Origin of the sequence: Brassicibacter mesophilus (assembly GCF_050433385.1) — a bacterium.
GTDB lineage: Bacteria > Bacillota > Clostridia > Tissierellales > Proteiniboraceae > Brassicibacter > Brassicibacter mesophilus.
This window is the reverse complement of the sequence record NZ_JBNPXI010000013.1, coordinates 22,862-37,992: the sequence shown is the minus strand read 5'-3', so window position 1 is coordinate 37,992 and position 15,131 is coordinate 22,862. Positions and strand designations below refer to the sequence as shown.

At 32.8% G+C, this 15,131-nt stretch carries 16 protein-coding genes and 1 other annotated feature; all 16 genes read left to right on the top strand.

What is annotated here, in order from left to right:
• Positions 1 to 9: 9 nt before the first annotated feature.
• Positions 10 to 276, top strand: a complete 267-nt coding sequence (locus tag HNR33_RS13645) for a chorismate mutase (protein WP_429084303.1) — start codon at positions 10 to 12, stop codon at positions 274 to 276.
• A 24-nt stretch (positions 277 to 300) separates the two neighbouring features.
• The gene (locus tag HNR33_RS13640; protein ID WP_429084302.1) at positions 301 to 816 is read left to right on the top strand and encodes a shikimate kinase; all 516 of its coding nucleotides are present in this window, start codon (positions 301 to 303) and stop codon (positions 814 to 816) included.
• Positions 817 to 833: 17 nt separating this feature from the next.
• On the top strand, positions 834 to 1,277 hold the full coding sequence (gene aroQ / locus HNR33_RS13635) for a type II 3-dehydroquinate dehydratase (protein WP_429084300.1): 444 nt from the start codon (positions 834 to 836) through the stop codon (positions 1,275 to 1,277).
• Entirely contained in the window at positions 1,270 to 2,046 is a 777-nt protein-coding gene (locus HNR33_RS13630; RefSeq protein ID WP_429084298.1) for an EFR1 family ferrodoxin, read from the top strand. Before aroQ ends, HNR33_RS13630 begins: the two co-directional genes overlap by 8 nt.
• A gap of 60 nt (positions 2,047 to 2,106) precedes the next feature.
• Positions 2,107 to 3,168, top strand: coding sequence for a DUF2804 family protein (locus HNR33_RS13625; RefSeq protein WP_429084296.1), 1,062 nt, complete (start codon positions 2,107 to 2,109; stop codon positions 3,166 to 3,168).
• 165 nt (positions 3,169 to 3,333) lie between these two features.
• Positions 3,334 to 3,603: a binding site (T-box leader), on the top strand.
• 87 nt (positions 3,604 to 3,690) lie between these two features.
• Positions 3,691 to 3,924, top strand: a complete 234-nt coding sequence (locus HNR33_RS13620; RefSeq protein ID WP_429084294.1) for an ACT domain-containing protein — start codon at positions 3,691 to 3,693, stop codon at positions 3,922 to 3,924.
• A gap of 12 nt (positions 3,925 to 3,936) precedes the next feature.
• Positions 3,937 to 4,929 carry a ketol-acid reductoisomerase gene (gene ilvC, locus HNR33_RS13615; RefSeq protein WP_429084292.1) on the top strand — a complete coding sequence of 331 codons (993 nt, stop codon included), beginning with the start codon at positions 3,937 to 3,939 and terminating at the stop codon, positions 4,927 to 4,929.
• Between the two features lie 13 nt (positions 4,930 to 4,942).
• Positions 4,943 to 6,604 (top strand): dihydroxy-acid dehydratase, encoded by a 1,662-nt coding sequence (gene ilvD / locus HNR33_RS13610; RefSeq protein ID WP_429084290.1) that lies wholly within the window; start codon positions 4,943 to 4,945, stop codon positions 6,602 to 6,604.
• A 30-nt stretch (positions 6,605 to 6,634) separates the two neighbouring features.
• A complete protein-coding gene (gene ilvB / locus HNR33_RS13605; RefSeq protein ID WP_429084287.1) occupies positions 6,635 to 8,290 on the top strand; it encodes a biosynthetic-type acetolactate synthase large subunit in 1,656 nt (551 codons plus the stop codon).
• Between the two features lie 190 nt (positions 8,291 to 8,480).
• Positions 8,481 to 9,185 carry a FadR/GntR family transcriptional regulator gene (locus HNR33_RS13600; RefSeq protein WP_429084284.1) on the top strand — a complete coding sequence of 235 codons (705 nt, stop codon included), beginning with the start codon at positions 8,481 to 8,483 and terminating at the stop codon, positions 9,183 to 9,185.
• A 13-nt stretch (positions 9,186 to 9,198) separates the two neighbouring features.
• Positions 9,199 to 10,560 carry an acyclic terpene utilization AtuA family protein gene (locus tag HNR33_RS13595; protein ID WP_429084281.1) on the top strand — a complete coding sequence of 454 codons (1,362 nt, stop codon included), beginning with the start codon at positions 9,199 to 9,201 and terminating at the stop codon, positions 10,558 to 10,560.
• Between the two features lie 2 nt (positions 10,561 to 10,562).
• Positions 10,563 to 10,874, top strand: coding sequence for a DUF4387 domain-containing protein (locus tag HNR33_RS13590; RefSeq protein ID WP_429084278.1), 312 nt, complete (start codon positions 10,563 to 10,565; stop codon positions 10,872 to 10,874).
• A gap of 11 nt (positions 10,875 to 10,885) precedes the next feature.
• Positions 10,886 to 11,770, top strand: a complete 885-nt coding sequence (rbsK, locus tag HNR33_RS13585; protein WP_429084275.1) for a ribokinase — start codon at positions 10,886 to 10,888, stop codon at positions 11,768 to 11,770.
• Between the two features lie 14 nt (positions 11,771 to 11,784).
• The gene (locus HNR33_RS13580) at positions 11,785 to 12,729 is read left to right on the top strand and encodes an ABC transporter permease (protein ID WP_429084272.1); all 945 of its coding nucleotides are present in this window, start codon (positions 11,785 to 11,787) and stop codon (positions 12,727 to 12,729) included.
• A 13-nt stretch (positions 12,730 to 12,742) separates the two neighbouring features.
• Complete coding sequence (locus tag HNR33_RS13575; protein ID WP_429084269.1) at positions 12,743 to 13,621, top strand: carbohydrate ABC transporter permease; 879 nt, start codon at positions 12,743 to 12,745, stop codon at positions 13,619 to 13,621.
• Positions 13,622 to 13,640: 19 nt separating this feature from the next.
• The gene (locus HNR33_RS13570; RefSeq protein ID WP_429084266.1) at positions 13,641 to 15,131 is read left to right on the top strand and encodes an extracellular solute-binding protein; all 1,491 of its coding nucleotides are present in this window, start codon (positions 13,641 to 13,643) and stop codon (positions 15,129 to 15,131) included.

Here is a 15,131-nt window from a genome sequence, read left to right as displayed (position 1 = left end):
GGTTAAGTAATGAGTCATTTAGAAAAGCTAAGAAGTGATATAGACGAAATAGATAAAGAATTAACGGCATTATTTGAAAAAAGAATGAACATTGTTCTAGAAATAGCTAAATTAAAAGAGGAAAGCCACTCTCCTATATTAGACAAATCAAGAGAAGAAAAAATAATATCAAAGAATTCCTCTTACTTAAATGATAAAAATTATAAAGAAGAACTCGCTCTATTCTTTAACAGTATTTTAGATATTAGCAAAAGCATTCAAGCAAAGAGAAGATGAAATATTTGTTATTGGAGGTAAATTGTGAAGAAGTTTAAGAAAAATATTGTTTTGATTGGAATGCCTGGTTGCGGAAAAACTACAATTGGAAGACTATTAGCGAGAAAAATGAAAACCAAATTCTATGATGTGGATGAATATATAAGAAGGACAGAAGGGAAATCAATACCTGAGATATTTGAAAATGGAGAAGATTACTTTCGAGATATTGAGAGCAAAGCAGTAGAAAAAATAGCAGGCAAGTATTCATGTGTAGTCTCAACGGGGGGAGGAGTTATAAAAACTTCGAAGAATATGGATGCTTTAAAAAGAAACGGCATCATAATATTTGTCAATAGAGGTATTGGAGATATTATTGAAAATTTACAAACCAAAAATCGACCACTATTAAAGGATGGAAAAGAGAAAATTTATGAACTTTATGATGAAAGAATAGATTTATATAAAAAGTATAGTGACTTTGAAATTGTAAATGATTCTTCATTAGAAGTGGTAGTGAATAGAGTTTATGATTTTATTAATTCAATTCAACACATTTAAGCTGGGAGATGAAATTTTTGAAAATATTAATTATTAATGGACCAAACATTAATATGCTTGGTATAAGAGAAAAAAATATCTATGGAACGATGAGTTATGAAAATATGTGCAGTTATTTATATGAAACTGCGAAGCAGTTAAATGTAGTAATAGATATATTTCAGAGCAATATAGAAGGAGAAATCATAGAATGTATCCAAAAAGCTTATGATCGCTATGATGGCATAATTATCAATCCTGCTGCATATACACATTATAGCATAGCTATATATGATGCTTTGAAGGCTATTAATATTCCAGCGGTAGAAGTACATATCAGTAATATTTACGTAAGAGAAGAATTTAGAAGAAAATCTGTAACTGCTTCAGCTTGTATAGGTCAAATAAGTGGATTTGGAGCATATGGATATGTTATGGCTATGAATGGACTAATAAATGCAAAGAGGTGTTTTGATGAATAATGTGATTTATTATTTTTCAGGTTCAGGAAACTCACTGAAAGTAGCGAAAGATTTAGCGAATGAAATGGGGGGTACAGAGCTAGTATCTATTGCAAAAGTAGTTAATCAAGATATTGAAATTTCATATGACTGTATTGGATTGGTTTTCCCAGTATATGCTTGGGGAGTCCCAAGAATTGTTCAGAGATTTGCTCAAAAACTAAAGGCTGACAGATATGTTTTTACTGTTTTAACTTACGGTTCGTCTCCTGGTAATACTATGGAGCAAATCAATGAAATTCTCAAATCAAATGGAACAAAACTGTCTGCAGGTTTTGGGATAGCTATGCCTGACTCTTATATTCCAATGTTTAGCCCAAATTCTGAAGAAGAGCAAAAGAAAATGTTTCAAAGTGAATTAGAAAAAGTAAAATTTATTGCAGAAATAATAAATCAAAAGCAAGAATATCCATTAGAAAAGAAAAATACAGGTTTCAACTGGTTTTTTTCAGGAATAATATATCCTAATGCAATGAAAAAATTTACAACATTAGATAAAAAATTTTGGACTAATGATAAGTGTAATAACTGCGGTATCTGTGAAAAAATATGTCCCGTAAACAATATTGATATTGAAAAAGGCAAACCAAAATGGTTGCATAATTGTGAAGCATGTATGGCGTGCATACAATGGTGTCCTACTCAGTCGATTCAGTATGGAAAGAAAACGGAAAAACGAAAGAGGTATAGGCATCCAGAAATTAACGTACAGGAAATGATAATAAAGTAGTCTAAGAGATTTCATACTATTACTTGTTTAGTCCAATATATACCTGGAAAGGAGTTTATGATGAATACTTCTAAAAAAGAGGTATACTGTAGGAAAGTCAATAATAGTGTTGATTGTTTAGCTGATAAAGACGGCAAGCTAAACTTTGGTACATATAATAAGGCTATTCCCCAAATAAATATGATTGAAGCCAGAAGACCATTAGGATATCCGGCATTTAAGAGATTCGAAAAGTTCAGACTAAAAGAATGGGAGGCATTTCAAGCTGGAAATGAACGACTATTTATTTTCGGTGCTATTTATAATGCCAAATTATCAGGTATTATTTGTCTGAATGTATATGATAGGGAATATAAAAAAATGTATAAAATCAATAAGATCATTAATTCTTCGAAAATTAAGGTAGCATCAGGTTTACTAGATACTGAAACTAAGTGTGAAACTAAGAATATAAGTATGCATTTTTACAATAATCTGAAAGAGAATGAGATAAAAATAATTAGTGATATCAGGAAAACGAAAGTATCTCCAGAAATTAATTTAGATATAAAGGGATACCATACTTCTGAACCAATAGTAACTTGTCAACCTTTTTATAAAAATAGAGGGCTATATTCTCATAAGAGCTATATGACAATGGACGGCTATGTGATTTTAGGAGAAGAGAGAATAGACTTTGATATTGATAATTCATACATGATAATTGATGATCATAAGGGGTATTATCCGTGGAGCTTAAAATATGATTGGGTTACTGGATGGGGAGAAAACATTGAAGGAAGTGCCTTTGGATTCAATCTAACGGATAATCAAGTCAATGAGCAAAAAGAGTACAATGAGAATTGTATTTGGATTGATGAAAAAATGTATCCTTTACCTCCAATAGTAGTAAAAAGAAATTATTCAGATAAAGAAGTATGGAACATTAGAGATGAATACGATATGGTAAACATATATTTTTATCCTGAAACTAAAATAAGTATTAAGTTTAATTGCGTATTAATATACACAGACTATGAAGCACCTATGGGTAGATTTGAAGGATATTTTAGAGTTAATGATAAGCAAATATATGTGAAAGAGTGTTTTGGTATGGGAGAGAAAAAGAGATATAGAATATAAATCGGAAAAATAGTTGATATGTTGCATTAAGTAAAGTATAAGTTATTTAATAAATTACAATAAAATTTCAATTCCTTAATTAATTATCAAAATATTATAAAAAAGTGTTGACTTAAAAAAATAATGAGCGTATAATATGCTTTAACACCAAAAAAACAGAAAATTTAAAAAGTTGTGATGGAGAGAAAAATACTGGTTTATTAGCTACAGAGAGCCAACAATTGCTGAGAGTTGGTGTTAATAGAGGTATATAATGATCACTCCTGAATTGCCAAGTTGAAAGAGTATGTTCAAGTAAATGAGGTCGGTTGCTACCGTTACATAGCTAGGGTTCAAAGATATTATTTTATAATATATTCTTTCGACTTTAAAATGAGGCGATTTTCGTAATCGTGAAATAGGGTGGTACAACGAAAGTAATCCTTCGTCCCTATAGATAGTTATATCTATAGGGACGAAGGATTTTTTTATTTTATTTCCATTGATATATTACATTACAAGTAAAATTTGAGGAGGGATAATATGACTAAAACATTATATGCTTGTATGAAAAATGGTACAGATTCTCTTTTAAGGGTAGTTAGTATACTTAGAAGAAAAGAGTTCGATGTTAGGAACATTACAATGGAAAGCAAACAAAATACTGGTGTTTCTGCTCTATTTATTACGATAGACGAGAAAAGTAATTTAGGAATTGCTCAAGCTATCAAGATAATGAACAAATTAACAGACATTAGTGAAATTAAAGAGATATAGGGGGGCTTAATAATGACAAAAATGTATTATGATGCAGAAGCTAATTTAGACTTATTAACAGGAAAGAGAGTTGCAGTAATTGGATATGGAAGTCAAGGACATGCACATGCATTGAATTTAAAAGAAAGTGGAGTAGATGTTGTAGTTGGCTTGTATAAACAGAGTAGATCGTGGGAGCAGGCTGTTAAAGCTGGTTTGAAAGTAATGGAGGTTTCTGAAGCAGTAAAGCAAAGCCAAGTTACCATGGTGCTAATACCAGATGAAAAACAAAGAAGTGTATATAAAGAGTATATAGAATCAAACTTAGATGATGGAGATGCTTTAGTATTTGCTCATGGGTTTAATATTCATTTTAATCAAATACAACCACCTAAAAATGTTGATGTTTTCATGATTGCGCCAAAGGGACCTGGACATTTAGTAAGAAGAGTATATGAAGACGGTAAAGGAGTACCTGCATTGATAGCAGTGTATCAAGATTATACTGGAAAAGCCAAGGAGATAACATTGGCTTATGCAAAAGGTATAGGTGCTACAAGGGCAGGAGTTATAGAGACAAGCTTTAAGGAAGAAACTGAAACAGACTTGTTTGGAGAGCAGGCAGTTTTATGTGGCGGAGTAACTGAGCTAATCAAGGCTGGGTTTGACACACTTGTGGAAGCTGGATATCAAAAAGAAATAGCATACTTTGAATGCTTACATGAACTTAAGCTAATTGTTGACCTGCTTTATGAGGGTGGATTTGAAAAAATGAGATATAGCGTAAGTGATACTGCTGAATATGGTGATTATATGGTTGGTAATAGAATTATAAACGAAGAAACTAGGAGTGAAATGAAGAGTGTTCTAAATGAAATTCAGTCAGGCAAGTTTGCCAAAGAATGGCTAATGGAGAATATTCTAAATAGACCTCAATTTAATGCACTTAAAGCAAAAGAGTTAAATCACCCTATTGTAAAGGTTGGGAAAAACCTTAGAGGTATGATGTCGTGGATTAATGAATAAAGGAGGTGCCGATATGAAAAGTGATGCAATTAAAAAAGGAACTGAAAAAGCACCACATAGATCTCTATTAAAAGCTCTAGGGTTAAGCGATGAAGAAATAAAAAAACCTTTTATAGGGATAGTAAATACATTTAACGAGCTCGTACCTGGACATGTCGGACTCAGGGATATTGTAGAAAGCGTTAAGAGAGGAGTTCTACTAGCAGGAGGTACTCCCCTCGAATTTTCTACGATAGCTGTATGTGATGGAATAGCAATGAATCACGAAGGAATGAAATATTCATTAGCTAGTAGAGAATTGATTACTGACAGCATTGAAGTAATGGCTAAAGCACATGCCTTAGATGGATTGGTATTAATTCCTAATTGTGACAAAACAGTTCCAGCTATGCTTATGGCCGCAGCAAGACTAAATATTCCATGTATCTTAGTGAGCGGTGGTCCTATGCTCGCAGGAAAGTTAAATGATAAAAAAATAGATTTAGTAACAGTTTTTGAAGGCGTCGGTGCTGTTAAGAGCGGAAAAATGACTGAGGCTGAGTTGATAGAGCTAGAGAATAGTGCATGTCCAGGATGTGGCTCGTGTTCAGGGATGTTTACTGCAAATTCTATGAACTGTATATCTGAGGTATTAGGTATGGCTTTACCAGGCAATGGTACTATACCTGCAGTTCATGCAGAGAGGAAGAGACTTGCAAAGCTTACAGGAATGAAAATTATGGAATTGGCAACAGAACAAGTTCTGCCAAGTAGCATTTTAACTGAAGGTGCATTTGAGAATGCTTTAGCAGTAGATATGGCAATGGGATGTTCAACAAATACTGTTTTGCACCTTGCTTCAATTGCTAAAGAGCTCAATGTCGATATTGATTTAGATAAAATAAATAATATAAGTAAAAAAACACCTAATTTATGCAGATTAAGTCCTGCAGGACCTTATCATATAGAGGATTTACATGAAGCTGGAGGTGTATTAGCAGTTATGAATGAATTAAGTAAGAAGAACTTAATTCACATGGAGGAAAGAACTGTATCTAGTATTAAAATTGGAGAGCTAATTAAGAGATATGAAAAAAAAGGGGATGAAGTTATTGCTTCGATATATGAACCTTATAGCAAAACTGGGGGAATAGCAGTATTGTTTGGTAGCTTAGCACCAAAAGGAGCGGTAGTGAAAAGATCTGCTGTAGCAGAAAAAATGTTAATAAACACAGGGACTGCCAGAGTATTTGATAGTGAAGAAGATGCTGTCGAGTCAATATTATCAGGCAGGATTCAGAAAGGTGAAATAATTGTAATAAGATATGAAGGTCCAAAAGGTGGGCCTGGTATGAGAGAAATGCTTACACCTACATCTGCACTTGCGGGAATGGGACTAGATAAAGATGTTGCATTGATAACAGATGGGAGATTTTCAGGCGGAACCAGGGGAGCAGCAATCGGACATGTTTCTCCAGAAGCAATAGAAGGAGGCCCTATTGCTTTCATAAAGAATGGAGACATTATTAGCATAGATATACTAACTAGTAAACTAGATTTACTAGTTGATAAAGTTGAACTTGAGAAAAGAAAAGATAATATGAAATTATTAAATAAGTCTCATAATGGCTATCTTCGAAAATATTCAAAACTAGTTTCTTCTGCGTCTAGTGGGGCTGTATGTATTAGTAAATAAAATAAGAATATAAAAAAGTGGGGTGATACTTTGAAAATAAGAGGTGCCCAAGTAGTTTTAGAATGTTTGAAAGAACAAAATATCGATACAATTTTTGGATATCCAGGTGGAGCTGTTATTCCATTATATGATGCACTTCTTGAACAGCAAAACGATTTTAAACATATAAGAACAGCTCATGAACAAGGTGCTGTTCATGCCGCAGATGGATATGCCAGGACAACTGGAAAAGTTGGGGTATGTTTTGCTACTTCGGGACCAGGTGCAACTAATACAGTTACTGGTATAGCTAATGCATATATGGATTCGGTTCCTTTAGTCGTGATTACAGGGCAGGTGCCTACAAATTTATTAGGTAAGGACTCATTTCAAGAAATTGATATAACTGGTATGACGTTTTCTATTACTAAGCATAACTATTTAGTTAAAGAAGCAAGTAATCTGGCTGACATTATTCGAGAAGCTTTTGATGTTGCAAAAAGTGGTCGTCCAGGTCCAGTACTTATAGATATACCTAAGAATATTTTTTTAGAAGAAACTGAATACCAAAAAATGAATATAAATAATGATCAAACAAACAGATGTAAAATTGATGGAAATCTTCTGAGCGTAGTTTCGGAAGCAATAAATAATTCAAAGAGACCAATAATATATGCAGGTGGAGGAGTTATTACATCTAATGCTTCTGATAAGCTGTACAATATTGTATTAAAAGGCGATATACCAGTAGTAAATACATTGATGGGGCTTGGGTGCTTATCAAGAAAAAGCCGATTATCATTAGGGTTAGTAGGAATGCATGGATCTAAAGAAGCTAATCTTGCAGTAAATAAAAGTGATTTAATTATTGCCATAGGGGCAAGGTTCAGTGATAGAGTTATTGGTAAGGCTGACAATTTTGCTCCTAAAGCAAATATCATTCATATTGATATAGATGAAACTGAAATTGGTAAAAATATAGGAACTAAGATTTCTTTAATTGGTGATGTTAAAAGTATATTGGACGAGCTTGAACAGTATATTGAGCAAAAAGAAAGAAAAGACTGGATTGAAGAGATCTTAGAATGGAAGGTTATAGAAAATGATAAGAATGAAAGCTTTACTCCTCGCAACATCTTAGAAGCTGCAAATTCAATATTAGGTAGTGATACTATTGTTACAACTGATGTTGGTCAACATCAAATGTGGACAGCCCAATACTGGAAATTTGAAATTCCAAGAACCTTTTCATCTTCTGGGGGACTTGGTACAATGGGATTCGGATTAGGTGCAGCTATAGGCTCAAAGCTTGCTAATCCATTAAAAAAAGTTCTACTTGTAACTGGAGACGGTAGCTTTAGAATGAATTGTAATGAATTAGTAACGGTATCAAGGTTTAAACTTCCCATTATTATAATGCTATTCAATAATAACACATTAGGGATGGTTAGGCAATGGCAAAAGCTTTTTAATAAAGAGAGGTATTCTGAAACTGATATAGGAAATGAAGTAGAATACTTAAAACTAGTCGATGCTTACAATATAGAGGGGTATAGAGTAAGTAATATCGATATACTAAAGGATGTATTACATCATGCTGTAAATGCTGATAGGCCTATTTTTATAGAATGCCTGATAAATAAAGATGAAGGTGTGTATCCAATTGTCCCACCTGGTAAATCAATAGATAAGTTAGTACTAAAATAATAATGAAATATGTATTAGTAAAGAATTAATAAAAGACTAATCTGACGATGATTAGTCTTTTTACATGAAGCAAAAATAGTTATTGCATTACAATTATATACGTGGTAGTATAATAATATAATTGTTTAACAATTAAACAATTATATTATTATACAATACATAAATAGATTATAAATAATGGGGTAATAGTATGAAATTTAAAACATTAAAAGCTGAAAGACTTTCTGATAAGGTTGTACACGAAATAATAAGTATGATTGAGGCAGGAAAACTTAAACCAGGGGATAAACTACCTACTGAAACAGATTTTGCGGAACAGTTAGGAGTAAGCAGAGGTATACTTCGAGAAGCACTTACAATACTTCAAGTGCAGGGGTATATAAGTAGGAAACCTAAAGATGGGACCTATATTCGAGAGTTACCTGAAAAGAACGCAATAGACGAACCTATTATTACAATGTTTAAAAAAGCTTCGTATAGGGATTTAATTGAAATGAGAGAGTCTTTGGAGCAAAAGGTTGTTGAGCTAGCTATAGAGAGGGCTAGAGATGAAGAAATACTAGAAATAGAGAGAATGCTTAGTAATATAAGCTTAGCAGACGAGAAAATTGGACTAGCAGATCAGAATTTTCATCTAAGATTAGCTGAACTGTCGAGAAATATACTTCTTATAAATTTCATAAGTCTTTATTATGATCTCATTCATGAAATAGCTGAAAACAATTTCAAGAGTGTAAAAAGACAAGAGGAAGTAATTAAAGAACACATAGAGATAATTCAAGCTATTAAGGAAAGAAATGTAACTAGGGCTAAGCACAGTGTTGTATACCATCTAAGAATGGTTAAAAAGTTTATAGATACTAATGAAATTGATCAGCATATCCAAACTGATTAAGGAGATGAGTAATTTGAAAGATACAGTAAGAATTTTGGCACCCTGTGGTATGCTTGGTTATGGATTTCCGAAGGAATCGTTTTTGAAAGGTATAAGAGAAAATCCAGACGCAATAATAGTTGATGCTGGCTCTACTGATGCTGGGCCACACAAATTAGGTGCTGGTGTAAGTATAGTGAGTAAGATGGCAGTGAAGAAGGATTTAGAGTTGATGATCACCCATGGACTTAATCTACGCATTCCAGTTATTATTGGATCGGCTGGTGGCTCTGGAGCCAAGCCTCATGTGGAGTGGACAAGGACTATAGTAGAAGAGATTTTAAATGAACATAAGTTGGAAGCTAAAATTGCTATTATATGGGCTGATATTGATAAGCAAGATATAAAAAAAGCTATGTTACTTGGGAAAACTATTCCTTTAGGAAATAGTGTGAAATCATTAGAGCCACAAGTTTTGGAAGACACTGGCGATGTAGTAGCGCAGATGGGTCATGAACCCATAATAGAAGCACTTAAAAATAAAGCTGATATTATTATTTGTGGTAGAGCTTATGATCCTTCTCCTTTCGCAGCAATGGGTATTTACTATGGTTTTGATGAAGGATTATCTTATCATTTAGGCAAAATTTTAGAATGCGGTGCCTTATGTGCAGAACCAGGGACTACCAAAGATTGTATGTTAGGCATTATCAAAAGAGATTCTTTTATAGTTAAATCCTTAAATCCAATAAGAAAATGTTTTACAACAAGTGTAGCAGCGCACACGTTTTATGAAAAAAATCATCCTTTTTTACTTGAGGGACCAGGAATGGTTTTAGACCTAGAAAAATGCAAATTCACTCAAGTAGAAGAAGGAATAGTAGAAGTGAGCAATAGTAGATATAGAAAAAATGATACTTATTACATAAAACTTGAAGGAGCAAGAAAAGTAGCATATCGTACTTTTGTTATAGCTGGAATTAGAGATCCTTTATTGATTCAAAGGATAGAAGAGATAGAAACTTTAGTAGAAGAACAGGTTAGAGAATACTATTCGGAAATATCTACTAATGATTATAAAATAAACTTTTATAATTATGGTAAGAATGCAGTGATGGGCTTAAAAGAAACTGAACATTTTGAAGGACATGAGATTGGAGTAGTATTTGAAGTAATAGCTAAAACACAAGAATTGGCTAGTACTATCTGTTCATCAATACGTTCTACTTTTTTACACTATGGATATGAGGGAAGAAAGTCTACAGCAGGTAATCTAGCCTTTCCTTTTGCACCTAGTGATATAGAGTTTGGAGCAGTATATGAATTTTCTATATACCATTTAATGGAAGTTGAAGACGGATTAAAACCATTTAAAATTGAATATCTATGGAGGTAGTTATGGCAGAATTATTTGATTTAGCAAAAATCCTAAGGAGCAAAAATTCTGGGCCTTTTGAAATAACGCTAGATGTGTTATTTGATAATGAAGAAAATTATATTAGAGTTAAGAAATCAGGCCAGATAAATAAACGTAAAATTTCGGATATTTACAGAATCTCTGAAGAACACATATCTCACATTGTTTTTTTTGATCAAGCGCTGGGATTTAAGATTACTTTTGACAGAGATATATCGTCAGGGACTGTAGGAGACCGTGATGTTTATGGAGCTCAACAACATGCTCCTTTGATGAAAATACAGATACCATAGGTGGTGTAAACATGGCAAAAATAGCTGTTATTGGAAGCATAAATATTGATTTAGTTGTTCAATCGAAAAGAAGACCAAATAAAGGTGAAACTATTATTGGAGATTCTTTTTCTATATCCCCGGGCGGCAAAGGTGCAAATCAAGCAGTTGCTGCATCAAAACTTGGGGCAGAAACTATTATGTTTGGTACATTGGGCAATGACCAACATGGCAAATATATGTTAGATATTTTAGATAAGCAAAATGTTAGAACTGAATATATACAAAAAAATATTGAAAAAGAGAGTGGAGTAGCTATTATTCATTTGGCTGAAAACGATAACAGTATTGTAGTTGTGCCAGGTGCAAATGAAAACACTTCTATAGAATATTTGAAATCATATCAAGAAATTTTATTACAAGCTGATATAATATTAATTCAGCTTGAGATCCCGATATATACTGTAGAATGGGCAATCGATTTCTTACACCAAAACAATAAAACTATTATCTTAAATCCAGCTCCTGCATCAAAATTGTCGGTAGAAGTATTGGAAAAATCAACATATATCATACCAAATGAACATGAATGCGCTATTATATTTGACTCACAAAAGAGTACCGAGGAGCTTATGAGAGAATTTTCTAATAAGCTTATTGTAACAGAAGGGAAAAGAGGCGTAAGATTTTGTGATGGAACTGATATTATCCACATACCAAGTATTGATGTTAATGTAGTAGATACTACTGGGGCAGGCGATACTTTTAATGGAGCTATTGCAGTAGCATTGGCAGAGGGAAAATCGCTAGAAGAATCTATAAAATTTGCCAATGTTGCGGCAGGAATATCAATAACAAAAGTTGGTGCCCAAGGAGGTATGATTACTAGGCGGGAGTTAGATAAAATTTTGAGATAGTGGGAGGGGGTTAGGTGGTTGAACTAAAAGTAAATTCAAAAAGAAATCAAGTAAGTACAAAGAAAAGGAAATTAAGTCAGAAGATTAAAGAGGATAAAGGACTATATCTAATACTATTACCTGCTTTAATATACTTTATTATCTTTCATCTTTGGCCTATAGCAGGAATGGTACTGGCTTTTCAAGATTACAAGATAGTTGGAGATAATGTTTGGGTTGGATTAAAGCACTTCAGAGTATTATTCAGCTCTCCAGCCTTTGTTAATGTTTTAAAAAATACGATTATAATTAGTACTATGAAAATGATATTTTTCTTTCCGATTCCTATTATATTATCACTACTTGTTAATGAAATAAGAAGCACTAAATTTAGGAAATATGTTCAATCAGTAATTTATCTACCTCACTTTTTATCATGGGTAGTTATTGCGGGAATCTGGATAAGCTTACTATCGCCTAGTGGGGGCTTTGTTAATCGAGCGATTAATCTTTTCGGAGTGCCTTCGATTGATTTTATGACTAGTAAAAGCCATATAAGGTGGATATTTGTATTTTCGGAAATGTGGAGAAGTGCTGGATGGGACTCAATTATATATCTTGCAGCAATTATGAGAATTAATCTATCTTTATATGAAGCAGCTCACATTGATGGGGCTTCAAGATTACAGCAAGTGTTTTATATTACATTGCCCGAGCTTAAAAATACTATTGTGACTGTTTTTATTTTAAATCTAGGCTTTTTCATGAATGCTGGATTTGACCAAGTATATAACTTTATGAATGATTCAGTTATTAGTGTTGTAGATATACTTGATACATATGTTTACAGAATAGGTTTAGTGAATGGACAATACGCCTATGCTACTGCAGCAAGTTTATTTAAAGGTGCAATAGGGATTGTATTGATTTTCTCTACTCATTTTCTAACAAAAAAAATATCTGGAAAAGGTTTATGGTAAAGGTGGTAATAACATGAATAAGGAAAAAATATTCCATCTAACTATCTGTATTGTGCTATTTATTATTACTTTGACAATGGTGATCCCTATATTAAATATTCTTGCATTATCATTATCTGAACCAAGCAGAGTTTCAGAGGTTAGTGGATTAACTATTATACCTAAAGGCTTCTCACTTATAAATTATAAGGTGCTTTTTTCAAATCCTAAGATTGTGAGAAGTATATTTAATTCTCTATTTGTTACTATTGTTGGTACAACGATAAATCTTATTTTGACAGCTATGGCTGCATATACGTTGACTAGACCAAATCTTGTAGGCAAGAAATTCTTTATGGCAATTCTGATAACTGTAATGGTTTTTGAACCAGGGTTGATTCCAGAATATTTAGTAATAAAGAAATTGAATTTAATTAATAGTTATTGGTCAGTAATCTTATATAAAGCAGTAAATGTGTATTATCTCATTATTATGATGAGATTCTTTGAAGAAATACCGCAAACAATAATCGAAGCTGCAAAAGTTGATGGTGCTGGACATATGACAATACTTTTTAAGATATTACTTCCATTAGCAAAGCCGGCTATGGCGACTATTGGGCTATTTTATGCTGTTTTCCACTGGAATGAATATTTTAGAGCGTCTATATATTTGACTGAGTCGGCTAAATGGCCTCTCCAAGTAATTTTAAGGCAGTTTGTTGTGCTAGACGATACAGCAACAATGCTTGGTGCAAACAGTTTATTATCTTATGATCAGACTGCACGACTAAGCTATGATGCTTTACAATCAGGTACCATTATTATTGCTATGATACCAGTTTTATTACTTTATCCATTAATATTAAAGTACTACACTAAAGGAACTATGGATGGAGGAGTTAAAGATTAATATAAAAAGGAGGATTTACATGAAAAAAATATTATCAATATTATTAATTGTAGTATTAGTATTTTCTTTATCTGCTTGTGGAGCTAAGTCAAACGAAACAAACACTAATGAAGGAGCTGATGCAAAAGAAAATGACAAGGTATCAAATGAGAAAGTGAAATTAAGTTTAGTTATGAAAGATGAAATTCCTTCAGATCCAATAGTAATAAAGTATTTTGAAGCAATAGAGCAAGGACTAGCAGAAGAAGGGATTAATGTTGATATCGAGCTAATAGAAATGCCAGCAGGTAATTATGCTGAAAAACTTAACCTAATGCTTCTAGGTGGAACTGTGCCTGACATTATTTATTTTCAAGGTGGCGATCAGCAAGTATCCCAACAGGGATTATTAGAAGATTTAACCCCATATATAGAAAAATCAAAATATATTAAGGAAAGTCTTGAGACTCACAATATAAAGAGATTAGAAAACTATCCATATCTTCTATGGATAAAGCCAATAAATTCAAAGATACCAGTAGTAAGAGGTGATTGGTTTTCAAAATTAGAGACTTCAAATGCATTACTTGAAAATCCATCTATAGATAACTATTTTAACTTGTTCAAAGAACTTAAAGAAAAAGATTTTAGTGGGAATGGAAATCCAACTTATGGCGTTACAGTAGCAGGAAATATATCAGAACTAGACCAAATATTTGACCAAGCATTTGGAAATACTTCAACTTGGGTAAAAGATGAAAATGGTAAGTATATTTACAATCGTGTATCAAATGGTGAAAAAGAAAAACTAGCTTTTTACAATAAATTATACGAAGAAGGTATTTTAGATTCAGAATATCTTACTAAGAAATGGGACACAAAAGAACAGGCATTTTACGATAATCAGGTTGGCGTTATCATAGGTACAGCTGGTAAAGTAATAGATATATATGATGGGAAGATGAAGAAAGCAAATGGAGAAGAATCAGGCTTGATTGCACTGCCACCTGCAAAAGGAAAAGGACAAGGATATCTTCCAGTTGATGTTAGCAAAGAAACAAGAGGTATTGCAATATCAGCACTTTCAGAGCATAAAGAAGAAGCTTTCAAGGTTCTAGAATTCTTAGCTAGTCCAAAAGGACAGAAGTTAGATCGTTTAGGATTTGAAAATGAACATTATGAAGTAAAGGAAAATAAGGCAGTTTTAACTGAAAAATCACAAGAATGGTATGCAAGATTTTGGGAGCCGACTAACTTTAATATTGACATTGAATTAGCTACTCCTTTATTAGGATATCCTGCTGCGGAGTCGTTAAAGTTAGCAAATCAGTACTATACAGAAGATATAAATTTTTTAATACCGGAAGAATATACCGCTAAGTGGGATGCTATGGAAAATCTTTACAAAGAATATTCTGCTGATATCATTACAGGAAAACGGCAATTAGATGAATTTGATAAGTTTGTTGAAGAATGGTATAAGGCTGGAGGTAAAGAGATTTCTAAGTATGCCAACGAAACATTAAAATAA